The 24496-nt window shown below is 64.6% G+C and carries 19 protein-coding genes; 4 read left to right on the forward strand and 15 right to left on the reverse strand.

The genetic code is table 11. The annotated features are described in order from the left end of the window. The first annotated feature begins 143 nt into the window (after positions 1–143). Complete coding sequence (tcuA, locus tag FR728_RS07010) at positions 144–1589, forward strand: FAD-dependent tricarballylate dehydrogenase TcuA (RefSeq protein ID WP_149891862.1); 1446 nt, start codon at positions 144–146, stop codon at positions 1587–1589. Continuing rightward, the gene (gene tcuB, locus FR728_RS07015) at positions 1582–2727 is read left to right on the forward strand and encodes a tricarballylate utilization 4Fe-4S protein TcuB (RefSeq protein WP_149891863.1); all 1146 of its coding nucleotides are present in this window, start codon (positions 1582–1584) and stop codon (positions 2725–2727) included. The genes tcuA and tcuB overlap by 8 nt, the downstream gene beginning before the upstream one ends. 35 nt (positions 2728–2762) lie before the next feature. Here tcuB and FR728_RS07020 read toward each other — a convergent pair whose 3' ends face one another. The 6 genes from FR728_RS07020 to FR728_RS07045 all read right to left on the reverse strand — a co-directional run bounded on the left by FR728_RS07020 (position 2763) and on the right by FR728_RS07045 (position 10650). Continuing rightward, a complete protein-coding gene (locus FR728_RS07020; RefSeq protein WP_149891864.1) occupies positions 2763–3488 on the reverse strand; it encodes a transporter substrate-binding domain-containing protein in 726 nt (241 codons plus the stop codon). Between the two features lie 115 nt (positions 3489–3603). Further along, complete coding sequence (locus FR728_RS07025; protein ID WP_149891865.1) at positions 3604–4326, reverse strand: SDR family oxidoreductase; 723 nt, start codon at positions 4324–4326, stop codon at positions 3604–3606. Positions 4327–4362: 36 nt separating this feature from the next. Then, on the reverse strand, positions 4363–5820 hold the full coding sequence (locus FR728_RS07030) for an aldehyde dehydrogenase family protein (protein WP_244304407.1): 1458 nt from the start codon (positions 5818–5820) through the stop codon (positions 4363–4365). A 22-nt stretch (positions 5821–5842) separates the two neighbouring features. Then, complete coding sequence (locus tag FR728_RS07035; protein ID WP_244304409.1) at positions 5843–8380, reverse strand: branched-chain amino acid ABC transporter ATP-binding protein/permease; 2538 nt, start codon at positions 8378–8380, stop codon at positions 5843–5845. Further along, positions 8377–9252, reverse strand: a complete 876-nt coding sequence (locus FR728_RS07040; protein WP_149891866.1) for a branched-chain amino acid ABC transporter permease — start codon at positions 9250–9252, stop codon at positions 8377–8379. The genes FR728_RS07035 and FR728_RS07040 overlap by 4 nt, the downstream gene beginning before the upstream one ends. A gap of 132 nt (positions 9253–9384) precedes the next feature. Next, positions 9385–10650, reverse strand: coding sequence for an ABC transporter substrate-binding protein (locus FR728_RS07045; protein ID WP_149891867.1), 1266 nt, complete (start codon positions 10648–10650; stop codon positions 9385–9387). 183 nt (positions 10651–10833) lie between these two features. Between FR728_RS07045 and FR728_RS07050 the strand changes: the two genes are divergently transcribed. Beyond that, complete coding sequence (locus tag FR728_RS07050; protein WP_149891868.1) at positions 10834–11811, forward strand: LysR substrate-binding domain-containing protein; 978 nt, start codon at positions 10834–10836, stop codon at positions 11809–11811. Between the two features lie 33 nt (positions 11812–11844). Here the strand turns inward: FR728_RS07050 and FR728_RS07055 are convergent, their stop codons facing one another. The 4 genes from FR728_RS07055 to FR728_RS07070 form a co-directional block, all read right to left on the reverse strand. After that, positions 11845–12213: a cupin domain-containing protein gene (locus FR728_RS07055; protein ID WP_149891869.1), complete on the reverse strand. Its 369-nt coding sequence runs from the start codon at positions 12211–12213 to the stop codon at positions 11845–11847. A gap of 23 nt (positions 12214–12236) precedes the next feature. Beyond that, positions 12237–14021 (reverse strand): thiamine pyrophosphate-binding protein, encoded by a 1785-nt coding sequence (locus FR728_RS07060; RefSeq protein WP_149891870.1) that lies wholly within the window; start codon positions 14019–14021, stop codon positions 12237–12239. Next, positions 14021–15820, reverse strand: a complete 1800-nt coding sequence (locus FR728_RS07065; RefSeq protein WP_149891871.1) for an FAD-dependent oxidoreductase — start codon at positions 15818–15820, stop codon at positions 14021–14023. Before FR728_RS07065 ends, FR728_RS07060 begins: the two co-directional genes overlap by 1 nt. Positions 15821–15906: 86 nt before the next feature. After that, on the reverse strand, positions 15907–16896 hold the full coding sequence (locus FR728_RS07070) for a sugar ABC transporter substrate-binding protein (protein ID WP_188318810.1): 990 nt from the start codon (positions 16894–16896) through the stop codon (positions 15907–15909). Between the two features lie 349 nt (positions 16897–17245). Between FR728_RS07070 and FR728_RS07075 the strand changes: the two genes are divergently transcribed. After that, positions 17246–18193 (forward strand): LysR family transcriptional regulator, encoded by a 948-nt coding sequence (locus FR728_RS07075; protein WP_188318811.1) that lies wholly within the window; start codon positions 17246–17248, stop codon positions 18191–18193. Here the strand turns inward: FR728_RS07075 and FR728_RS07080 are convergent. From FR728_RS07080 to FR728_RS19690, 5 genes are all read right to left on the reverse strand, one after another. Next, positions 18150–19829, reverse strand: coding sequence for a thiamine pyrophosphate-binding protein (locus FR728_RS07080; protein ID WP_149891874.1), 1680 nt, complete (start codon positions 19827–19829; stop codon positions 18150–18152). The two genes, FR728_RS07075 and FR728_RS07080, sit on opposite strands and share 44 nt — an antisense overlap. Beyond that, positions 19826–20962 carry a 4-oxalomesaconate tautomerase gene (locus FR728_RS07085; protein ID WP_149891875.1) on the reverse strand — a complete coding sequence of 379 codons (1137 nt, stop codon included), beginning with the start codon at positions 20960–20962 and terminating at the stop codon, positions 19826–19828. The genes FR728_RS07080 and FR728_RS07085 overlap by 4 nt, the downstream gene beginning before the upstream one ends. Further along, entirely contained in the window at positions 20959–22974 is a 2016-nt protein-coding gene (locus FR728_RS07090) for a tripartite tricarboxylate transporter permease (protein WP_149891876.1), read from the reverse strand. The genes FR728_RS07085 and FR728_RS07090 overlap by 4 nt, the downstream gene beginning before the upstream one ends. Positions 22975–23037: 63 nt before the next feature. Continuing rightward, complete coding sequence (locus FR728_RS07095; protein WP_188318812.1) at positions 23038–24135, reverse strand: type 2 periplasmic-binding domain-containing protein; 1098 nt, start codon at positions 24133–24135, stop codon at positions 23038–23040. Between the two features lie 65 nt (positions 24136–24200). Further along, positions 24201–24326, reverse strand: coding sequence for a hypothetical protein (locus FR728_RS19690; protein WP_280115330.1), 126 nt, complete (start codon positions 24324–24326; stop codon positions 24201–24203). Positions 24327–24496 lie beyond the last annotated feature (170 nt).

Here is a 24496-nt window from a genome sequence, read left to right on the forward strand (position 1 = left end):
CGGATTCGTCCCCGTCTTCTTAGCCGATCTCCCGTCCGATCCCAAACGCGATACTTGGTCGTTGTCAGTTTAGTATACTATTGTATCCTAACTCGATCCATGGCAAGTGTTCCCCATGGCTAGCCGAGGGAGGAGGCATCGCAATGGGAGAAACATGGATCCGGACGGATGTTCTGGTGATCGGAGGAGGCAATGCGGCGCTTTGTGCCGCCATCGCCGCGCGGCGGCGAGGGGCCGAGGTTCTGGTCGTGGAAAAGGCTCCAAAGTTCTATCGGGGCGGCAACACGCGGCACACGCGCAACATGCGATGTGCCCATGACAGCGCGACGGACACGCTCACCGGCCCCTATACGGAGGAGGAGTTCTGGGACGATCTTCTGCGCGTCACGGAGGGCAATACGGACGAGACGCTCGCCCGCCACATGATCGCCCGCTCCAAGGAGATGCTGACCTGGATTACCGATCAGGGCGTGCGGTTTCAGCCCTCGCTCGGCGGAACACTCAGCCTGGGCCGGACCAATTCCTTTTTCCTCGGTGGCGGCCGCGCGATGCTGAATGCATTGTATCGCACCGCCGAGGATCTGGGGGTCCAGGTCCTCTACGACACGGCGGTCACCGCGCTCGAGATCGAGGGCGGAACGTTCCGCTGCGCCGAGGCACGTGCGAGCACCGGACCGGGAAATGAGGCGGGTGACCGCGAAGGTGACGGGGCCGCTCCTTCCGGGGCGCCCATGCGGATCGAGGCCAAGGCTTTGGTCGCCGCGGCCGGCGGGTTCGAGGCCAACATCGAATGGCTGAAGGAGGGATGGGGCGAGTGCGCCGAAAATTTCCTCATTCGCGGCACGCCTTACAACCGGGGCGAGGTGCTGCGCATGCTGCTGGATGCGGGCGTGGAGCCCATCGGTGACCCGACCCAGTGCCACGCGGTGGCGATTGACGCCCGGGCGCCCCGTTTCGACGGCGGCATCATCACGCGGCTGGACTGCGTGGTCTTCGGCATCGTGGTCAATCGGCTGGCTGAGCGGTTCCACGATGAAGGCGAGGACTTCTGGCCCAAGCGCTATGCCATCTGGGGCCGCCTTGTCGCCGCCCAGCCCGATCAGATCGCCTACATTCTCTTCGACAGCAAGTCGCTCACCAGCTTCATGCCCTCGCTCTATCCGCCGATCCAGGCTTCGTCCATCGCGGAGCTGGCCGGCAAGCTGGACCTTCGGGCAGAGGCCCTGTCCCGGACGGTTGCCGAGTTCAACGGAGCGGTCCGCCCCGGCACCTTCGATCACACGATCTTCGATGATTGCCGGACCGAGGGACTGGCAATCGAAAAGACCCACTGGGCGCGGCGCCTGGAGGATCCTCCCTATTACGCCTATCCGGTCCGCCCCGGCATCACCTTCACCTATCTGGGAACGCGGGTCGACACGGAGGCCCGGGTGCAGATGCGCAGTGGGGACGCGGCCAGCAACATCTATGCAGCAGGAGAGATCATGGCCGGCAACGTGCTGGGCAAGGGGTATGCGGCCGGGATTGGCATGACGATCGGCAGCGTCTTCGGAAAGATCGCGGGAGAGGGAGCAGCTCGCCATGTTTGACAAGGATCCGCGGTTTTCGGACAGCCTGTCCACGGACCATCTGCAGGAGGCTGCCCGTCTGATGACGGTCTGCAACTCCTGCCGCTACTGTGAGGGGCTTTGCGCGGTTTTTCCGGCCATGGAGCTGCGCCGCAGCTTCGCGGAAGGGGATCTGAACTATCTCGCCAACCTCTGCCATTCCTGTGCCGGCTGCTATCAGGATTGCCAGTTTTCGCCGCCACACGCCTTCAACGTCAATGTGCCTCAGACCCTCGCCAAGGTGCGCGCCGACAGCTATGCGGCCTACGTCTGGCCACCGGCCATGCGGCCGCTGTTCAAGCGCAATGGCACCGCCATCGCCGGCATCGCCGCCCTGTCCGTCGCCGGGTTCATTCTCGGCTTCGCGCTCTGGCATGATCCGGCTGTGCTGTTTCGCGGCGGCAGCTTCTACGCGCTCATGCCGCATAATGTCATGGCCGGGCTCTTTGGCGCGGCCTTCCTCTACATGCTCCTGGCCACGGGGCTGGGCTTGCGGGCATTCTGGCGCGACATCGGCGCCCAGAGCCTCGCGGCGGGCACCGCTTCATCCCTGTGGCAGGCGATGAAGGACGCCGCGCGCCTGCGTCATCTCGATGGCGGTGGGGTTGGATGCTACAACGAGGACGAAAGACCGACGGACCGGCGGCGGATCTACCATCACCTGACGTTCTACGGCTTCCTGCTCTGCTTTGCGGCCACTTCGACGGCGACAGTCTATCACTATGTCTTCGGCTGGCCCGCCCCCTACGGGCTGTTCTCCCTGCCCAAGCTCTTCGGCATTCTGGGGGGGATCGGCCTGATCGTCGGCCCGGTTGGGCTCGCTCATACCAAGGCCAGACGGCATCCGGATCTGAAGGATGGGGCCGCGCGGGGCATGGAGGCAGCGTTCCTGCTCATGCTCTTCGGCACGGGCGCCAGTGGACTTCTGCTCATGATCCTGCGGGAAACGCCTGCGATGGGGGTTGCCCTGTCCCTGCATCTGGGACTTGTCTTCGCCCTGTTTCTGACGATGCCCTATGGCAAGTTCGTGCATGGGATCTATCGTTTCGCAGCGCTCGTTCTCTATGCCCGCGAGACGGAGTTGCAGCGGCCGGCGGAACCGCCTCAGGACCGCAGCTGAGGATCGCAGGATCGAAGAGCCCGGCGGTGCCGGGGTCAGGAGGAGGGGACGCTGAGCCCCTCCACACCGTGGCGGGCAATGAAGCGGGCAACAGCGCCCGTGGCCTTCAGGTCCGCCACGACCGCCTCAAGCCAGGGCAGAGCTGCGGCGCGGGCAAGCGGTGTTCCGACCGCCTGACTGACAGTCATGAAGGTCCCGTCGAGCACGCGTGACCCGGCAACTTTCTGACAGTCCCGCAGGAGCGCGCTGCGCAGACCGGTGAGGACGTCAAGCTGCCGCGCCTGAAAGACGTCGAGCGGATCCTGATCCGGGTCGACAAGGACAAGTGTTGCGACGCGAATGTTGCGCTTCAGCCAGAGGCCATAGGCCGAGCGATCCTTGGCGGCAAGGGTCAGGCCCGCCTGGTCGATCTCGTGAGCCTGCGTCAGGGGCGAGCGATCCCGCACCAGGGCCGTGGCCTCGATCTCGGCGTAAGGGGCGGTAAAGCAGATCGTCGTTGCACGATCCGGATCCGCACCGATGTTGCCGATGTCCCAGGCATTCTCCTGAGCGCCATCGGCAAGGGCGCCGGGCGAGGGATACTCCACGAAGCTCACGAGCACGCCGAGCCGCTGTGCGATGGCGCGCCCCACATCCGGTGAGACCCCGGCCGGGTCGCCGCCCGCATCACGGCCCGAGACCAGCAGGCGATTGGCCATGTTGATGCCGACGCGCAGGCGTCCGTTCAGGGCGAGATGCGCCCGGGCCTCTTCATCCGTCATGTCATGTCCTCCTGTTGCGATCGATCATCCCACCTCGGCACCCCGGAAAAAAGGCCCGGCAGTATGCCGGGCCGAGGAAAAGGCTGGGGAGCCTCGGGGAGACGACGCATCGGGATCAGATGACGCCGCCATTCGGCTGGATCACCTGCCCCAGAACCCAGGAGGACCTGGGTGAGGCCAGGAAGGACACCACCTCGGCCACTTCCTCCGGGCGACCGACCCGGTTCAGCGGGCTCATGCCTGCCGAGCGTTGAAGCGCGGCTTCATCCTTGCCGGCGCGGAACAGGTCGGTGTCGATGGGGCCGGGGGCGACTGCATTGACCCGGATGCCGCGACCTGCGAGCTCTTTCGCCATGGAACGCACGAGGCACTCGACGGCGGCCTTGGTGGCACTGTAGGGGCCGACGCCCGGGACTGCATGGCGGACGAGTGTGGTCGTCGTCGCGATGATGGTGCCGCCATCGGCGACAGACCGCGCCGCCTCGGCAAGAATGTTGAAGGCGCCAACGATATTGACTTCGACCAGCTTGCGGAAGTTGGCCGGGTCAAACTGGGCGAGCGGTCCGGGGGGCACGTTGATGCCGGCATTGGCAACGACACAGGTGACCTTGGCCCCGAAGTCGCTTTCGACCTCCGCGAAGACCTGGGCGATGTCCTGCGGATTGCCGATATCGGCGCGGTAGGCCTTGATCTGCGTTCCGGGTCCGCCCGTGGGGACCTCGGGAGCCGCGCTGACATAGGTGAAGGCCACGTCGAACCCATCCTCATTCAGCTTCTTCACGCAGGCTGCGCCGATGCCGCGCGAGCCCCCGAACACGAGTGCAATTTTCCTGGACATTCTCTGAGCTTTCCTTGGAGTTCTATCTGATAAAATTTATAGGGTGGAGATGGTTATGACCCGTTCTTCAGTCATTTCATGAACAGCATAGCGCGGGCCCTCCCGGCCAAAACCGCTGTCCTTGGATCCGCCATAAGGCATGAGGTCGACGCGCGAGCTCGAGGTTTCGTTGATGTGAACGCCTCCGACCTCCAGGCTGAGGGCCGCGCGAAGGGCCTCGCCGATGTGATTGGTGAAGAGGCCCGAGGCGAGGCCGAAGGGCGTGGCGTTCACCCTCTCGACGGCCTCCGGCAGACTGGCGAAGGGTGCCAGGCACATGACCGGCCCGAAGATCTCGCGACACCCGACCTTCATCTCCGGGCTGACATTCTCGAGCAGGGTCGGAGCCATGACGGCGCCCTGTCTCCGGCCTCCGGCGAGACACCGGGCCCCTTGCGCGATCGCCTCATGCACCCAGGTTTCGACACGGATCGCCTCCCGCTCGGAGATCATCGGCCCGACGAAGGTGTCCGGCTGGTTGGGGTTGCCGAAGGAGAGCGCTTCCACCCGATCCGCCAGTCTGGCGGCCAGGGTGCTGTAGATCGGCTCCTCGATGAGGAGCATCTGGATCGAGGTGCAGACCTGTCCGGCCTTGCGATAGGCGGCATTGACGATCTTCGGCAGGGCCCGGTCGAGATCCGCATCCGCGCAGACCAACGTGAAGGCAATGGAGCCAAGCTCCATCTGGGTGCGGCGGAGGCCTGCCTTTTCCTGAATGGCGCGTCCGACTTCGGTGCTGCCGGTGAAGGCAAAAAAGCGTACGCGCTCATCCGCCAGAAGCGCCTGGGCGACGTCGCCGCCTCCCTGCAGAACGGAGAGGAACCCTTCGGGCATGCCCGCTTCGACCAGACAGCGTGCGAGCAGCATGGCCGTCAGCGGCGTCTGGCTCGAGGGCTTCAGGATCACGGCGTTGCCGGCTGCGAACCCCGGAGCCACCTTGTGGGTCACGGTGTTCAGGGGCGAATTGAAGGGCGTGATCGCCGCAATGACCCCAAGCGGCACACGGAGTGTGAAGCCGATGCGGCCGGACTGGCCCGGAGCGCCCTCCAGCGGGATCACCTCACCGGAAAGCCGGCGGGCTTCTTCCGCCGAGAGCCGGAGGGTTTCAAGGCAACGCTTGACCTCTCCGGCCGCATCGGAGCGGGTGAAGCCGGCCTCCCGGACCATGGCCGAAACGAACTCTTCCTGCCGGGCGAGAACACGTGGAATGGTCCGTTGCAGGATCTCGCCGCGGTCATGGGGACCGGGCGCACCGGCGCGAAAGGCTGCATGGGCGGCCTCCACGGTTCGGGTCACCTGCGCTGCGTTGGCAGCGCGCAACCGGCAGAAGGGCTTCAGGGTGTATTTGTCGAGGAGATCGAAGGGGTCACCTTCGCCCGGTTCAAGCCGTCCGGCGATCATCACCTGATCCAGGGCTCCGAACTCCGGCTCCAGCAGGTCTTGCACATCAGTCACGATTGTTCCTTTCCCGAGCGGCTCAGAGCCAGAGGATTTCCTTGCGATAGTCGATGTCGGTGAGAAGGGCCGAGGCGGGTCCCTCGTGGAAGACGCTGCCACGCTCCAGGGCGAAGACCCGGTCTGCCAGGGCCAGGACAAGATCAAGATTGTGCTCGACGATGAGGATCGGCAGGTCCTGACGCAGCCGGTCAAAGACCATGAAGAGCTCCTCGACCACGGCAGGCGCCAGACCCTCGAAAGGCTCGTCGAGCAGCAAGAGCTTCACGTTGCCGGACAGGGCGCGGGCCACGGCGAGCATCTGCTGCTCCCCGCCCGACAGAAGATCGCCGGCGGTTCTGGCACGTTCCCTGAGACGGGGGAACATGTCGAAGATGCGTTCCTCGCTCCAGACAACCCCGTCGCTGCCGTCGGTCTTGCGGGCCAGACGGCCGAGTTCCAGATTGTCGCGCACACTCATGCCCGAGAAGATGCCGCGCCCCTGAGGGACATATCCGACACCCAGACGGGCGATGTCGGGTGCGCTCAGGTTGCGCAGGTCCTCATCGGCGAAGAGGATCCGGCCGCTTTCGCTTGGCACCAGGCCTGCGATGGTCTTGAGCAGGGTCGACTTGCCCGCGCCGTTGCGCCCGAGCAGGGCGACGATCTCGCCGCTGCGAATGTCGAGACAGGCATCGTTCAGGATGTGGCTCTTGCCGTAGAACGTGTTGACATTCTCAAGCGTGAGCACGGGCGTCGAAGGCGCTGTGCCTTCCGCTGCCCGGCCGACGACGGTTGGCGTTCCGGTGCCGGTGTAGATTTCCTGCACATGGGCGTCGGCCCGAACCTCGGCCGGCGTTCCGCTCATGAGCACCTGACCCTGGTTCATGACGGTTACCTGATGGGACAGGGACAGGACCCGGTCGAGATCATGTTCGACGATGAGGACGGGAATATTCTCCGCCATGCGACGTACCAGGCTCGCAACGCGCTCCCGCTCGGCGGCGGCAAGACCTGCCAGTGGTTCATCCAGCAGCAGGATCTGCGGCTTGGAGGCCAGGGCAATGCCCAGGTCCACGAGCCTCTGGCCGCCATAGGACAGGTCGCCGCCCTTGACGTCCTCGATCCCCTCGAGGCCGAGGAACCTTGTCAGTTCCGCGGTTTCCCGGTGAACGTCCCCATAGGTGTCGATATCCCGCCAAAGGTTGAACCGTCCGGGATGCTTCGCCTGAACGGACAGGTGCAGGTTCTCGTAGATGCTGACCCCTTCGTGCAGATTGGTGATCTGGAAGGACCGCGCGAGACCCTTGGCCGAGATCTCGTGCGGGGCAAGGCCGGAGATGTCGGTGTTGGCGAGCTTCACCGAACCTTGATCGGGCATGAACATGCCGGAGATCAGGTTGAAGGTGGTGGTCTTGCCGGCGCCATTCGGGCCGATCAGGGCGTGGATCTGCCCGCTGTTGACGGTCAGGGACACCTGGTCCACCGCCTTGAAGCCACCGAATTTCTTCACGATCCCTGCGACCTCCAGGACCGCGCCGATGCGGGCCGCAGGGCGGAGGAATTCGGGAAGCGGCAGGCCTTCGTAGATCTTGCGGCGGCTCATGGCCGAGGTTTCGACTGGCGGCGGCGACAGGCGATTGCGGATCTGCTGCCAGATGCCGGCAATGCCGCCCGGTGCGAAGATCACGAAGCCGACGAAGACGATGCCGAAATAGAGCATCCAGTTCTGCGTCCAGATCGAGAAGAGCTCACGGAAGACGATGTAGAAGACCACGCCGATCGCCGGGCCCAGCAAATGGTTCATGCCGCCGATGACGACCATGGCCAGCATTTCGCCGGAGAGGGTGATGGAGGTCGCCTCGGCGGAGACGAGATAATGCTCGAAGCCGGAGAGACTGCCGGCCAGACCGGTGATCATCGCCGACAGGGTGAAGGCCAGCAACTTGTAGCGCTGAATGTCATAGCCCTGGAACGAGGCGCGCAGCTGGTTCTCGCGGATGGCGACGATGACATGGCCGAAGGGCGAGCGCAGCAACCGGACCATGAAGAAGAGGACGAGCGCGGCGATGACGGCGACGAAGGCATAGTAGTTCGCCGAGGCATCCAGATCGATCGGTCCGAGGGTGCCGCGGCTCAACCCGCCGAGCCCGTCTTCGCCACCGGTCACATTCGTCCAGCGGAACGCGATCGTGTAGCCCAGGGCCACGAGCGCCAGGGTCAGCAGCGCGAAATACACCCCGCGCCGGCGCAGGATGAGGAACCCGATCAGCGCGCCGCCAAATCCGGTCACGCAGAGGCTGACGAGGATCGGCAGGAGGATCTGGCCAGGGAACCAGTTGAGCTGGGCGAGGGCAGCCGCATAGGCCCCGATGCCGAACCACAGCGAATGGCCGAATGAATGCAGGCCGGTGTAACCCACGATCAGGTTGAGGCCCATGGTGGCGATGGCCAGGATCACGACGACCGAAGCCGTGTTGACCGTGAGACCGATCGCCGTCAGCAGGAAGGGAAGGGCCACAAGCATGGCCACGCCGATCCAGAAGGGACGGTACTTGTCCAGAAGACGGGTCATCATCATTCGAATTTCTCGATCCGCTCGCCGAGAAGCCCGCGCGGACGGAACATCAGCACCGCGAACATCAGGACGTACATGGAGGCCGCGCCGGCGGCCGGATAGAAGTGGATGGTTACGCCGCGCACCACCCCGACGAGGAGTGCGGCCAGGATCACGCCCCAGAAGCTGCCGAGCCCGCCGATGATCACGACGACGAAGGCAACCGTCAGGATCTCGGCTCCCATCGCCGGATGCACGATGGTGATCGGTGCGAAGAGTGCCCCGCTGAGCGCGGCAAGGCCGACGCCGAGCACGATGACGGCGGTCATGTAGGGCTGGAGACGGATGCCGAGTGCGGCGACCATGTCCGGCTGCTGGATTCCGGCGCGCACGACACGGCCGAAACTCGTCCTGTTGAGCAGCGACCAGATGGCGACGAGCGCGATGACGACGACCCCGAGAAGGAAGAGGCGATAGCGCGAGAACAGGAAGTCGCCGACCATCACCGGGCCCTTCATGGCCTGAGGCATGGACACCGGGATGGGGGCTGCACCCCAGATGATGCGGATGAGCTGTTCGCCCACCATCGCAAGGCCGAAGGTCACCAGCAGGCTGAGGATCGGATCGGCCCTGTAGAAGCGGCGCAGGATGAACCGCTCGAAGGCGATGCCCAGACAGCCGACCACGACGGGCGAGAGGATCGCCCCGCCGGCGAAGCCCAGGTGCCTGGCGATTTCGAGCGAGATGTAGGCGCCAAGCGCATAGAAGGCGCCATGGGAGAGATTGACGATCCCCCCGACGGAAAAGATGAGCGAGAGCCCGAGCGCGATCAGGAGGTAATACCCCCCGAGCACCAGCCCGTTGACCACCTGCTCCATGAGAAAGACGAATTGCATGAGCGCGTCCGATTGGTTTCTGGCGGACGACCGCGACCGGACGCGGCCGTTGCCGGCCCGCCGTCTTGTCGGATCTGTCGGGAAAAACGGGAAGGCGATGGACGCCTTCCCGACGTCATGCTCTCTCGGACACTAGAGAGAGCAGGGATTTTGCTCTGCGGTCGGGAAGATCACTTCCAGATCCTGATCCTTGCCCGGCACGGACTGGCCCAGGGCCATGATGTCGAACCGGTCCTTGGCTTCGCCCGCGGCCTTCACGGAGAAGGGATAGGCCTCCTGAATGAGCTGATGGTCCCACTTGCGGAAATAGGCTTCCCGATCCTTCAGGATGTTGAATTTCGCGCCGCTCTCCAGATAGTCGACGAGCTTCTCGCTGTCGGTGGACTGGGTCTCTTCCATGGCCTGAGCTGCGATCTTCAGGGCGATATATTCGATCCAGGCATGGTTCTCCGGCACTTCGCCGTATTTGGCCTGGAAGCGTTCGACGAAGGCCCTGGAGTCCGGGTTGTCCAGCGTGTGATACCAGGGGGTCGGCCAGGTGCCGGTCAGATTGCCTTCCCCGGCGGCCCAGGCGTCGGCGGTGTTCAGGTTGAACCCGACGGTCGGGAAGGGCAGGCCGTATTCCGCATATTGCTTGACGAAATTCGTCACCTGATTGCCTGCAAGGTTGAGGCAGACAACGTCCGGCTGGGCCTGGCGGATCTTCAGAAGATACGGCGAGAAGTCGGTAACGTCCGTCGCGACCAGATCGTCCTGGACAAGCGTGGCTCCATTGGCATCGAAGAAATACTTCGCCGCGCGCAGAAGATCATGACCGAAGACATAGTCGGCGGTCAGGGTCACGAATTTCTTGCCTTCCACCATGCCGTCACGCAGCAGGGCGCTGCCCACTGCATTCACCATCACGGTGTTGGGAATGTCGGTGCAGAACATGTAGCGGTTGCAGCTCTTGCCGCGCAGGGTATCGGAGCGCGGGCCGAGCGCCAGGAACAGGCGCTTGTTGCGCTCCGCCACCTGGGAAATCGCGAGGGCCGACGCGGAGCTGATTTCCCCCATCAGGAAGGCATTGCCGTCCCGCTCCAGCATGCGCTGCGCCTTGGTGGCGGCGGTGTCGGGATTGATGCTGTCCTCGGAGCTCACGACGAGCTGGCGGCCCATGACGCCACCGGCGGCGTTGATCTCCTCGGCGGCGAGCTGGATGCCCTTGACCGCCCACTCTCCGAGCGAGCCGAGAAAGCCGGTCATCGGCGTCAGATGGCCGATCCGGATGGCTTCTGCCTGAGCGTGGACGAGCGCCGGCATGGAGAGCATGGAACCTGCGGCGAGACCTCCCGCGCCGACTTTCAACGCGGTCCGGCGCGATATGCCGCCGGTGCGTGCCTTCGAGTCCGTCATCATGTTTCCTCCCGAGATAGACGTTTCCAGGTAATGATCTGAAATTATGCCTCGGGCGCTTTTCTTATGGCGCGCCTCGTCTTTGTTCCCCGGAGTGTAGGAAAACTATTTTTTCAGCGGAAATATTAAATAGAGATACTAGCTATAAGGTGGACTTATGGGAGAAATTGCGCTCATCTTTCGCGCATGCTTGATACACGCCAATTGAGATATTTCGTGCAGATCGTGGAAAGCGGCAGCCTGTCCAAGGCCAGCCGCGAGCTCCTGATCGCGCAGCCCGCCCTCAGCCAGCAGATCGCCAAGCTCGAGGATGAGGTTGGCCGCCCCTTGCTGCACCGCTCGTCGAAGGGGGTGACCCCGACGGAAAACGGCCTCGCGCTGTATCACCACGCCCGGTTCATGCTGCGCCAGCTCGATCAGGCCCTGTCGATTGCCCGCAGCGACACGGGTGCGGTGCAGGGCATGGTGTCCGTCGGTCTGCCGGCGACGACCGTGTCAGCTCTCGGCCTCAATCTGGTCCGCACCATTCGCAAACGCTATCCCAGCATCCTTTTGAACGTGGTCGAGGGGATGAGCGGTCATATCGGCCACCTGATGCGCCTGGGCCAGCTCGATCTGGCCGTGCTCTTTTCCAGCGACATGTCGAGCGAGCTGACCGTCGAGCCGCTGCTGATCGAGGAGCTGTTCGTTCTTCTGCCGCGCAACAGTCCGCTGTTTCCCCAGGAGCGCACCTCCATCACCATCGCCGAGGCGGCGGAGCTTCCCCTGATCCTGCCGACCGGGTCGCACGGGCTTCGCCAGCGGATCGCGGCCGAGTTCGAGAACCGGGGGCTGGGCACGAATGTGGTGGCCGAGATCGACAGCCTGTCGCTGCTGATGAATTGCGTTCACGACGGGATCGGCGCCACGATCAAGCCCATGGGCGCGATCATGCATGAAGGGGCAAGGGGGCGCGACTGGCGCTATCTGCCGGTGTCCGACGCCCGGTTCCGCCGGCGCAACTTCCTCTATTCGCTCGCGCCCGAGCGCCTGTCCACGGCGGCGGCAGTTGTTGCCTCCGTCCTGAAGGAGATCGCCGAGGACCTGGTGGAGAGCGGGGACTGGTCGGGCTTCGAGGATTACGAGGTGCTGAAAACGGTCGAGGCGACCAGCGTGATGATCTGATCGCCTCTCCTGCTGTGGTGTTCCGGGTGCTTCTCACCCGTCCTTCAGCGGTGTTGTCACCACAATGAAGGTCAAGGGTCCGAGGCCGGTGTTCTGGATTGCATGCCAGGTTCCCGGCGGCAGGAAGATCACGTCATGCTTGCGCACGACCCGGCGCTCCTCGCCGATGTCCATCAGCCCTTCGCCGTCCAGCACGTGATAGATCTGCTCCTGAACCTTGTGGACGTGCCGTTCCACATAGGCCATCGGCTGATAAGTGGAGATGCGGTAGTCGAGCTGCTTCGAGCCCGTCGTCTCCGGGTGGACGAGAGCCTTGGACAGGGCGCCGCCGAAGTGGCCGGGGAACTGCTGCCAGGGTTCTTCGGCAATGTTGCGGATCGAGGCCGCACCTTTCTCGGTCATCTGTTCTCTCCCATGGGGTGGTTTCATCCGGCCGGAGACCAGGCCTCGCCAAAGACGGGCTGTTTCGGGGGAATGGGCGGCAGTTCCCAGGCGCCGGTCGCGGGCGGGCGAATGTTGGCATCCACATGGACGTCGATGAGCGCGGGACGGTTGGAAGCGATGGCCTGTTCCAGAGTGCCTGCGAAATCCTGGGATCGGGTGACGGTATAGCCATCCACGCCGGCAGCCCGGGCCCAGGCGGCAAAGTCCGGATTGTAGGGCTCCTGATTGAGGCCATGGGTGAAGGCCGTGCCATATTCGCGCCCGCCGAAATAGGCGTATTGCAGGTCGCGGATGGCGCCCCAGGCGAAGTTGTTCCAGACGACCCAGACAACGGGGATGTTGTATTCCACGGCCGTACAGAGCACGTGCGGAACCATGGTGAAGCCGCCGTCTCCGCAGACGGAGACCACCGGGCGGTCGGGTGCCGCCAGCTTGGCGCCGAGAGCGGAACTGGGGCCGAAGCCCATGCCCGAATAGCCCCAGGTGTTCAGCATGGTCTGAGGGCGCCGGGCCTCCCAGAACTGCATGAACCAGTTGTGGTGAATGCCGCTGTCCAGGGTGATGATCGCGTCATCCGGCATGACCTTGCGGCAGTCGGCAACGATCCGCTCCGGGCGGATCGGGCTTGAGTGCAGGTCAAAGCCGGGGGCAATGAATTTCTGCCATTGGGCCGCCCAGTCGGCGATCTGCTTGCGCCAGCTTTCGAGACGCGGACCAGCGTCGACATTGCGACGATCCATCTCGGACAGGGCCTGCCGCAGGAAGGCGCGCGCATCGGCCAGGATTCCGAGATCCGGCGGGTAGTTCCGCCCGATCTCCGCGTGGTCCACGTCGACGTGGATCAGGCGGGTCCGAGGAAAGTTCCAGGAATATCCGGGGATCCAGGACGAGGCGGAGCGGTCGTCAAATCGGGCGCCGACGGCGAGCACCAGATCGGCATGGCGTCCGGCCTGGTTGGCGCCATAGGCCCCGTTGCGGCCAATGAAGCCGAGGGAGAGCTCGTGGCGCATGTCCATGCAGCCCATGCCATTCGGAGACGAGATCACCGGGATCGACAGCCGTTCGGCCAGGGTCACCAGTTCGACGCCCGCTTCAGACAGGGTGACGCCATGGCCGATGAAGATCACCGGACGCTCCGCCGCCAGAAGCCAGTCGACCGCCGTGGTGACATCTGCTTCGCTCGCCCCGCTGCGGCGCATGTTGAGCCCGGGCGATGCCGGCTCCTCGCGAACATCGCCTTCTTCCACGAAAAGGTTGTAGGGCACATCCAGATTGACCGGGCCGGGGCGGCCGGTCGTCATGGTCTGGGCTGCCTGGCGCATGGCCAGTGGCAGCATCTCCACCCGGGTCGGCTGGAAGGAGCGCTTGACCACCGGCTTGATCACATTGTTGAAATCCGCCTGATGATGCTGGTTCAGCTCCTGAAACGGGCCGCGGTTGAACTGGGATGTCGGCACATTCGCCGTGATCGAGAAGATCGCCGAACTGTCCGTCTGGGCCACGGCGAGGCCCATGATCAGATTGGCCGATCCCGGCCCGGTCGACGTCAGTGTCGCTGCCGGAGTGTGGCTGACCCGGAAGAAGCCGTCGGCCATGTGCGCGGCCGTCTGCTCGTGCCTCGGAGAGACCAGCTTGACCTCGTCCTTCACGTCATAGAGGGAATCCAGAAGGCCCACGTTGCCGTGGCCGCAGATCCCGAACACATACGGGATCTTCTCCCTGACCAGAAATTCGGCGATCAGATCACCGCCCTTGCGCTTTACCATCAAGTCCTCGCCTTAACGCTTGTCTCTGAATGTGGGGATCGGGCGTCCGGGGACGCCGTCTCGAAGGTGGGAAAGGGCTGTCCGGCGGCATGTCGCCCGGCCAGCCATCCGAAGGTCATCGCCTGTGCAAGCTGCGCCCCGGCGCCGGGGTAGTGCCCCGCAAAGGCTGACTGAACGTCGTTGCCGCAGGCGTAGAGGTTGCCGATGGCCTGACCCGCGCCGTCAAGGACACGGGAATGCGCGTCCGTCAGCAGGCCCCGGCTGGTGCCGAGCGGCGTCGGCCAGACGGCCATGGCATAGAAGGGCGCGTGAACGATCGGCGCGACACACGGATTGGGCCGATGGCTCGGGTCGCCGTTGCCGCGATCATAGGCCGTCTCGCCCTTGTGAAACTCCGGATCGGTGCCGTTTGCCGCGAAGCGGTTGTACCAGTCGATCGTCTCCTGGAGCGCGGCCGGCGGAACGTCGATCGTCCTCGCCAGACCGGCGAGGGTGTCGTCGCGCAGGAGGTAGCCGGAGGCGAGAGGAGCTTTCAGGCTCAGCGCACGGGGCCGCACGGCCCCAAGCCCGTAGCGCTTGAGGAACCGGTGATCGACGATGAGCCAGGCAGGCACCGCCTCATGACCGCGCGCGCGGTCGGCATACATGGCGCGGACGAACTCATGGTAGGAGATCGCCTCATTGGCAAAGCGCTTGCCACGGCCATTCACGGCAATCAGGCCAGGCTTCGACCTGTCCAGGGCGATATGCGGATAGACGATTGTCTCGCCGTCCGGGCACTTGCGCAGGGAACTCGGGAACCAGAGACCATTGTCGCCAAGATCAGGGCCGAGCGTGGCACCCGCCTCAAGCGCCAGATCCAGCGTCGATCCGACGCAGCCGGGGGCTGCCGGGGTTGCGGGAGGCGTTGGATGGGGCAGGTGCTCGCGCCGCTTGTGCGGAGATGCGGGGAAGCCGCCTCCGGCCAGAACGACCCCGCGCCGGGCGGTGAGGGTCAGAGTTCGTCCCTGGTGGATCAGCCGAACCCCGCTGATGCCTTTGTCATCGTGCGTGAGACTTGTGACCTGCACACCGGTGACGATGGAAATGTCACAACGCCGGCAGGCGTCCATCAGGGCTGCGATCAGGGCATTGCCGAGCACAAGTCGCGTGCCCCGGGCATGGCGCAGGCGGTCAAGCAGGAAACGGAGCGTCAGCGAGAGAGCCAGTTTCAGGGACGCGAGACTGCGATCGAAACGCAGAAGACGTGCCGCTTCCGCCCGGGTCACCATCATGCCGCCGAAGACCATGAGATCCTTCAGTGGCGGTGCAAGACGGGTAAAGTCCTCTCCGAGCTTGCGTCCATCGAAGGGCAGGGGTTCCAGCGCCCGGCCGCCGGACGCGGCACCGGGTAAATCCTGGCGATAGTCTGCCGCCGCCATCAACGGTGAAAACCGGAGGTCCGTCCGGGTCATCACCTCATCGAGCATATGCGGGGCAGCCTCGAGAAACCGCCGCCAGGGCGCGGCAGCGCCTGCGGTGTCGACCAGATGGGCCAGATAGGTCTCAGCTGCGCCACAATCCCCCGGGACACCCTTGGCCAGCAGGAGGGAACTGTCCGGAACCCAGATCGTGCCGGAGGAGCGGGCGCTGGTGCCGCCGATCACCGCCTGGCTCTCCAGTACCATGACGCGAAGACCCTGCCAGCCGGCTGTAAGCGCGGCGGTGAGCCCCGCCGCGCCGCTGCCCAGCACGATCACGTCGCAGCTGTCGGCGGTCCGAAAGGTTTCCGCTGATGTGTCATGCCCGGTCCGGGTCATGGTTCAACGCCTCCCAACGTCGAAGTTCGCGACCCCCTTCGCCGGGGACGCAATACCGGGCCATCTTCCGACCCGAAATGCCTGTCCTAGCGGGTGACAATCTCGTCCCAGGCGGGGCAGTCGCGCTCCTCCAGAGGCACCTTCCACGGTTCGAGATTGGTCTTGTCGATGAGGACGGAGGGCACTGTGATCTCGGCAGGCACCGGTTCGCCGTTCAGATGCCGTAGTCCCGCCCGGGCGGCGATACAGGCGATCTTGAAGGCGCTGAATTCCACAGTCGCCAGCATGGTGCCGTCCTCGATCATGGAAATCGCACCATCGAGGCCGTTGGCCCCGACCATCAGGGCGCTGCGTCCTGCCTCGTTGAGGGCGTCGAAGGCACCGTAGACCATCACGTCATTGGCTGCCCAGATGCCGTCGATCCGGGGATGGAGCTTGAGCGCTTCCGTGGTCACATCGTAAGCCGCGGGCTTCTGGTACATGCCTGTGACGATGTCCAGGACCTCGATGTTCGGGAATTCGGCTGCAGCCTTTTTCATCCCCGCGACCCGGTCGCGACTGGTGGGGGCGGCCGGATTGCCTTCAATGGCGAGCACCTTGCCGGACCCGCCCATGCCCTCGAAAAGCGCCCTGGCGCCATTGTAGCCAACAGCCACGTCGTCGGAGCCGACATGGGTGACGAAACTGCCTTCCAGACGATTGACAAAGGAGACGACCGGGATTCCGGCCGCTGTGAACTTCGCGGCATCCTCGACCATGGCCTTGTCGTCAACGGGAACGAAGATCACCAGATCCGGCTTGCGGGTGAGGGCCTCCGTCACCAGCGCCTTCTGCTCCTCCACATTGTCGGGCTTTTCCGGCACGAAATGCAGGGTCGCAGCGCCCTTTTCGGCGGCGACAAGATCGACGCCCCGACGCGCGGCGGCGTAGGCCGGATTGGTCAGGTTCTTGGTGAAGACCGCAATCAGCGGACCGCCTTCGGCCCTTGCCGGATCGGCTGTGATGGTCAGCCCGAGGGCCAGCAGCGAGAACCCAGCAACCAGCACGGTTTTCGCGTCGGTGATGAAACCGGTCATGTCTTCCTCCCTAAAGACAGACTGCGGGATCGGCATCCCGCCTGGGGAACCGGGTTTCACTTGCTTGTCGAAATCACCGGTTTCTGCAGCGTAAGTGAGTGAAAGCCTTGGCGAAAATATCAAATTGCGAGGGGTCCATAAGGCTGGCTTATGGCTCGGCGGAGCATGTGCACGCACCGGTGGCGTGACGAGGCCTTGACGTCCTTCGAATTCCGCAGCGTGACATAACTAGTGCTTGGTTCCGCGCTCCTGTGCTTGCAAGAGCGGCCGCTTCCCTTAAGGTCGCAGGAGAGGCGGCCGGGGGAGCATGTGGCCGCCAACAGGTCTTGCGGGAGGGGGCAAGTCGTTCATGCGCACCGATTATCTCGGTCTGGAGGCCTTTGTGGCCATTGCCGAACTCGGCAGCTTTTCGCGCGCCGCGTCCTATCTCAACCTGTCCCAGACAGCTCTGAGCCATCGCATCCGCAAGCTGGAAAGCGACCTGGGAGTGCAGCTGATCGTTCGCACGACACGGGACGTGTCGCTGACGAAGGAGGCGCAGACGCTTCTGCCCCAGGTCCGGCGGGACCTGCGCCAGCTGGCGGATGCCTATGCCGGGCTCAAGCAGAGAGGCCGTTCGAAGGACGAGGAGCTCTCCTTCGCCTGCGTGCCGACGATTGCCTATTACTACATGTCGTCGATCCTCAAGACCTTTTCCCGGGACTTTCCGCGGGTGCGGATCCGGATGGAAGACCAGCCGGTTGCGCGGGTCTACGAGCTGGTGCAGGAGGGGGCGGCCGAGTTCGGCATCTCCGTCGTGGGGGCCCGCTACTGGGATCTCGACATGGAGGAGATCTATACCGAACCCTACGTGCTTCTTGTTCCGCGCAACCATCCGCTGGCCGCGCGCGATACGATCACCTGCAGTGACCTGTGCGGCCTGGACTTCGTGCGCATCAAGTCCCAGTCCACCAATCGAAAGCTGATCGACGAGGCTCTTGGCGATCACAGTTCGGAAATTGTCTGGCGCTATGAGGTCCAGAGCTCCGCGATGGCCATGCGGCTGGTGGCCGATGGTGTCGCCCTCACGGTTCTGCCGAGCCTCACCTCCAACCTCTTCGGGCCGGAACTGAAGGCCCTGCCTTTTTCTGACGTGAAGATGCAGCGGACCCTGGCGGTGGTGACGCGGAAGGGCATGCCGCTCAGCCGCCCGGCCGAGCGGCTGCTGGGCATGACCCGAGAGCGGCTCGCCTCCGGCGTCGCCCAGGACAGGATCACCCTGCGCCAGCAGGCCGGGGCGGGTGAGCTCGCCGAATGACAGGCGAGACGACCTGATCGGACACCGGAATGTCGAGCACCGCTGCGCCCCCCGACCGGGCAAAGCCGGCGATGAGGTCGGGCAGCGCGTCGAGGGACTCGACCCGGTGCCCCTGCAGGCCGAAGCCACGCGCAATGGCGGCCAGGTCGGTCCGGCCGAAAACAGCGCCTTCATCAGACAGGCCCTCCGCCCGCAGCTTGTGAATTTCCGATCCATAGGCCCCATCATTGAGAACGATGATCAGGATGTTCATTCCATGCCGCCGGATGGTCTCCAGCTCCTGGATATGCATGAGCAGGCTGCCATCGCCATCGAACAGCACGACGGTGTCGTCCGGCCGGGCCGTGGCAACCCCCATGGCGAAGGAGACGCCGTTGCCGATGGCTCCGAACTCCCGGATGGTCAGGAAGGTCTCGTAGGGCCGGGACGGCATCTGGGCGAAGAAGTAGGAGCAGTGCCCTGACGAATTCACCAGCTGCCAGTCTGCCGGAAGCATCGCTTCCAGCAACGCCACCACGTCGCGCGGGTCGTGTTCGCCGTGTCTCACGTCGAAAGGCGTATCGTCGGCAGGCGTCGAGCGGATGCGCGCGGCAAGCTCGCTGCTGCGCCAGACCGGCGGCCGCTTCGCGAGACTTGCCGCAAGACTTTCTGCGCCGAGACGTGCATCGCAGCGCAGATGATGTTGCGCGGCAGGACGCCCCTGAGACACGGCGACGGGATCGAGATCGATCTGCAGGACTTTCGCCTTGGGCCACAAGCGTCCTGCGTCCGCGTTGTGATGGGTGAGGGAGCAGCCCAAGGCGATCACCAGATCTGCCTCGGCAAAACAGTCGCGGGCGACCTTCGAGGAGAACCCACCCGCCACGTTCAGGTTGAAGGGATCCTCGCAGAACAGCCCGCGGGCGGGCAGGGTCGTGGCGAGAAGGGCGTCGCAGGTCTCCGCAAGCCGACGGCAGGCATCTGCCGCCCCGGCTTCCACCGCGCCCATTCCCGCCATCACCACGATCCGGCTGGCCTTCTCCACCAGGTCGGCCGCGGCAGCGAGGTCGGCCGGATTGGGCGGAATAGGCCCGGGCTTTGGCAGGATCTCGCGGGAGGGACGGGGCAGCGGCGCGCCGCTGATCCACGGTTGTGCCTGCAGATCGAAGGGAACGCCGAGCACCACGGGGCGTCGTTCGCGCTCCGCCTGAAGGAACGCGTCCCGGATCTGCTCGGGCATGCGCGCGGGCCAATGCATCTGATGGTAGGCGGAACCGGTGGCCTTGATGAAGGGCGCCTGATCGATCCCCTGATTGTACCAGCCGCTCTTCAAGGGCGCCTCTCCGGCCAGAATGACCAGCGGAATGCGGGCGCGTACGGCAGCGGGCAGGGCCGTCATCAGCTGGGTGAGGCCCGGACCGCAGGTCACGGTCGCAAAGCCCGTCTCTCCGGCCTTGCGCGCATGGGCCATTGCCGCTGCCGCAGCGCAGTGCTCGTGGCGAACGTAGATCATGCGGCAGCCTTGCTCCGCCAGCCGCGTGGCGAAGTTCATGTTGGCGTCCCCGAGCAGGGCAAAGCAGGTCGTGACCCCTTCGGCCCGGATGGTTTGCGCCAGAATGTCGAAGACATGAAGCGCGTGCGGATCGGTTGTCGTCATGTGCTGGTCTCGGAAGGCTGAAGCGTGTCCGCCCCGGGGAGGGAGGATTTCATCAGGATCGTGTTGGGAACCATCACCACGCCCCGGGCAATGAGGCGTGCGGTGCGGATGAGCCCGGCGGCGTGGAAGGCGAAGCCGGTGTCATCCCGGCTGAAGGTCACGGTTACATCCATGATGCCGGCCGGATGCTCGATGCGGACCAGCGCCGGGCTGTGCGGAAACGCGGGCACCAGGCCCTCGGCAACCGTGCCGGGGATGAGGGCGCAGGCCGCCAGGCACTGGGATCCGGTGACCGCAAGGCTTGGATGACAATTCCAGGGCATGAAGTAGCGCACGGCAAAATCGCCGCCTTCGCGGGCCGGGGCAATCAGCCCGAATTTCGGCACCACGGAGCGTGTGGCATCGCCAAGCCCCATTCGCGTGGCAGCCTCAAGACGGACGGCCTCGATCCGGTTCATCAGGTCGCGGTTCGCATCCAATTCCTGCGGTTTTTCCGACCCGGTGACGCCGAAGTCCGCCGCCCGCGCAATGACCATCGGCATGGCCACGTCGACACAGCTGACCTCCAGTCCCTGGATCAGGTCGCGGGCGGAACCCGTGGGAAGCAGTCGCCCGGTGCGGGAGCCGACCACATCCAGGAAGTTGAGCGCGATGGGGGCCGCCGTTCCCGGGACGCCGGCGATTTCCTCGTCGCCGTCGTAGGTCACGACACCGCCCGGGGTCTGCACGCGCGCCTCCACCAGTGAGCCGGTGTTGACCGAGTGGATGCGCACCGGCGTGATGCCATCGCGGGCGGGCACGATGCCCATCTCGATGGCCGCAGGTCCCACACCGACGAGGATATTGCCGCAGGTAGGAGCATAATCGACCATGCGGTCCTCAACGCTCACCTGGGCGAAGAAATAATCCAAGTCCGCGTCGGGGCGAGATGAGGGGCTGAGCATGGCCACCTTGGTGGTGACCGCATTGCCCCCGCCCAGCCCGTCGATGTTGGTGGAGGACCCGGAACCGAGCACGGAAATCAGGACCTCCGACAGGCGCTCCCGGTCCTGCGGGAGATCCTTGCGGTTGAAATAGGGACCCTTGGAGGTGCCCCCGCGCATGAAGAGAAAGGGTACGGCGGTCTGGGTCATGTCAGGGGCCAGGGAAGTGCGACGGTGGACTGGAGAAGACCTGCGGGGAAATCCCGACCCAGGATGCCACCAAGGGCACACATGGAGGCGATCGCAATGACCGAGAGCAGGATGGCCCTCGGCCAGGAGAGGCCGGCACGGATCCGCAGGAAGGCGAGGAAGAACACTGTCAGGGCGGCAACGAAGCCGACCAGGCTGGCGAGCACCAGGAGGAAGGCAAACCACGCGAGGGTCCACCACAGGCCGTGCGGCGCAGACCCGTCCTCTCCGCCGCGTTCGAAATCGGCGAAGATGGCATCGCGCTCGGAGGCCAGGCGCATGCGGATGAGCAGGGCACTGCAGCCCAGCAATCCGACAAGCCCTACGGTGATCGGGAAGATCTTGTCGCTCACGAGGCTGATGGTTGAGGCGTTGATCACCGAGATGGCCAGGTAGGCAGTGACGCAAAGCAGGAAGATCAGCGGTGCGCGCTTGCTTCCCGTCGGCGCTTCGGTATCGCCCATCATGGCCCGGCTCTGGCGGATGCCGAGCACCACGGAGACGATGGTCAGCACGAAAATCCCGATGACAATGGGCGAGCCGATGTATTCGAGGCCGATCAGGAAGCCCTGGCGGAATTTCGCCCCTGCGATCTGATTGGCCATGTTGGCGAAATTCTCCGCCTGGTGGGACAGAACGAAGCCGATGAGGAACGCGGGTCTCGACCAGTCGAAGCGGCGCAACAGGATGCCGATGATGCCGATGCCCATGAGCGCTGCGAGATCGCCGAGCGACTGGCGGGACTGGAAGGCGGCAAAGGCAATCACCATGAAGAGGAACGGGGCCACCAGCGTGAAGCGGATCGTCGTCATGCGGGCAATCGGCCCGGACATGAGGATGCAGAGCCCGGCGCCAAGCACATTCGCGAGCGCCAGCGACCAGACGATGGTGTAGGTCAGGTCGAGCTCGTAGCGCACCATGTGCGGCCCGGCATCATAGCCGAGCAGGGCGAGGCCCCCGAGGAAGACGGCCATGCTGCCGGAGCCGGGGATGCCGAAGATCAGCGTGGGAACGAGGCCGCCACCTTCCTTGGCGTTGTTGGAAGATTCCGGTCCGATGACGCCCCGGATATCGCCCTGGCCGAAGCGGGACTTGTCCTTGGCGAACTGCACCGTCATGCCATAGGCGATCCAGTCGACCACCGCGCCGCCGAGCCCCGGTATCACCCCGACGATGACACCGATGATCGAACTGCGCACCGAAAGCCAGATGTTCGCGTACCAGTCCCTGACCCCGTCGAGCCAGCCCTTGCCGAGGCCGCCGCTCTTGGAGATGGCCTGGTCCTGGCGCAGGAGTGCGACGATCTCGGGAATGGCGAAGATGCCAAGACCGACGATCACGAGGGAAAACCCGTCGGCCAGATAGGGCAGGTCGTAGGTCGCCATGCGCAGGGATCCGCCGGGACCGGCTTCGCCGATGGTTCCGACCATGAGGCCGAAACACGCCGCCACAACGCCCTTGAGGGGCAGGCGGCCGGCGAGGATCGCGACCATCGACAGGCCCAGAAGCGTGATCATCAGCATCTCGGGCAGACCGAAGGCCAGGATCAGGGGCCGGGCGATGAGAATGAAGACGGTCAGCACGCATGCCCCGAGCAGCCCTCCGAAGAGGGACGAGACGAAGGCGGCGGAAAGTGCCCGCGCCGCTTCACCCTTCTTGGCGAGCGGGAAGCCATCGAGCACCGTGGCCTGGCTGGCGGAACTTCCCGGAATGCCAAGCAGAACGGAGGCGAAGGTGTCGGAGGTCGGGACCACCGCGACAAGTCCAACCATCAGGGCGAGACCGGAAACCGGATCCATGCCGAACATGAAGGGGAGGACGAGGCTGAGGCCGGCGATGCCGCCAAGGCCCGGGAACACCCCGACCGAAAGCCCGAGCAGAACACCGAGGCAGAGAAAGCCGAGCTGCGCCGGCTGGCAGATGAGCGCCAGCGCTTCGCCGAGCGCGGGCAACGCGGTCGCGAACAGATCCATCTTGTACCTGCAAGTCTGAGAGAGGGGCGGGGGCCCGGTCCGTGATGCGGGCCCCCGTCAGGATCACTTCAGCGAGACGCCGTAGTCATCCTGAAGCCACTTGATGACGAAGGCCTTGGCCTCCGCAGGTACCTTGGTCGCCATGACCTTGGCCTTTTCGGCGCCCTTGCCGGTCATCTGGGGATAGGCCCCGAGAGTGGACTCCGACAGTTCCGCGAAATCCGGGCGCGCGATGATATCCTTGAAGGCCTTCTCATAGGCGGCAACCACCTCGGCCGAGGCGGTCTTGGGCAGGAACACCATCTTCTGGGCGGCAAAGCCGGAGATGAAGAAGGCCTTCCAGGCATCCCAGGCCACGCCGGAGGTCTCGCAACCCTCGGTCGCCTCGCAGACTTCCTTGAAGGTCGGGATCTCGGGGAAGGAGGGATCGCGGACGATGTTGCCCTCGTCATCCAGCGCGCCCCAGCTCATCATCGGGACGGCGCGACCGGCTTCGACCATCGGCACGACGCTCTTCAGATAGGCCGGAGAGGTCTGATAGTCGATGTTGGCTTCGCCGCGCTCGAACATTAGGCGGCCTGCGCCGCGGCCTTCCACGCCGAATACAGGCTGGACATTCATGCCCAGCATCTTCCAGGCGAGATTGGGAACGAGGTCGAGGCCGGTGGCCCCCTGCGCGCCCCAGATGAACTCGATGCCCTTGAGGTCATCCGCATCGCCATCGAATTTCGCGCCCAGTTCCGGTGGCAGATAGGCCACGCCGCCAACACCGGACGCCAGCACCACCTGCCAGTCGTCATATTCATACTGCACGCGCGGGTCGTCGAGCAGATAGGGGAACTGGGTCGAGCCGGACGGTCCGAAGATCAGGGTGCCGTCGTCGGTGGTCTGGCGCTGGAACCAGTTGGCCCCGGTGGTGGAGCCGCCGCCCGGACGGTAGCGCACGACAACCGTCGGGTTGCCCGGCAGGGCCTCACTCAGAAGCGGGGCAAAGAAGTTGGCCCATCGTGCCGAACCGCCGGATTCGGCGAAGGGAATGACGAATTCGACGGTCTTCCCGGCGAAGTCGACCTCCGCCCTTGCGGACGGTGCGTATGACGCAAGGCAGACGCCTGCCAGCATGGCCGCAAGGCTGCGGCCAAGGATTTTTTCGGTCTTCATGATTTTCCTCCCAAGAGCAGTCAGAGGATCCTGCAGATGGTTCCCGGTCGGCGATCCTCCTCCGATCACCGACAAATCCGCAGGCCCTTGAGGTTCACGCTGTCACGCAGGGTCAGCCGAAACAAATTCGTTTTTCCCGTCTTTTCATGAATAAAATTCATGAAAAGCGCGTCTTGCTGCGGTGCAGCCATGGCAGGGCTTTCGCCTCGAACCCTCGCTCAAGGGCGTCCGGATGCCTCCTCGAGACTCTCTGGAAGCACCTGATCCCGCAAAGCAAATCAGCATCCTGTTCCTGCGTTTGAAGTGTGGCCCGGCAAGGTCGACGAACGGGATCGGAGGCCGGAAAATTTGCCGTGATTGC

Origin of the sequence: Roseibium aestuarii, assembly GCF_008477545.1 — a bacterium.
Classification (GTDB): Bacteria; Pseudomonadota; Alphaproteobacteria; order Rhizobiales; family Stappiaceae; genus Roseibium; species Roseibium aestuarii.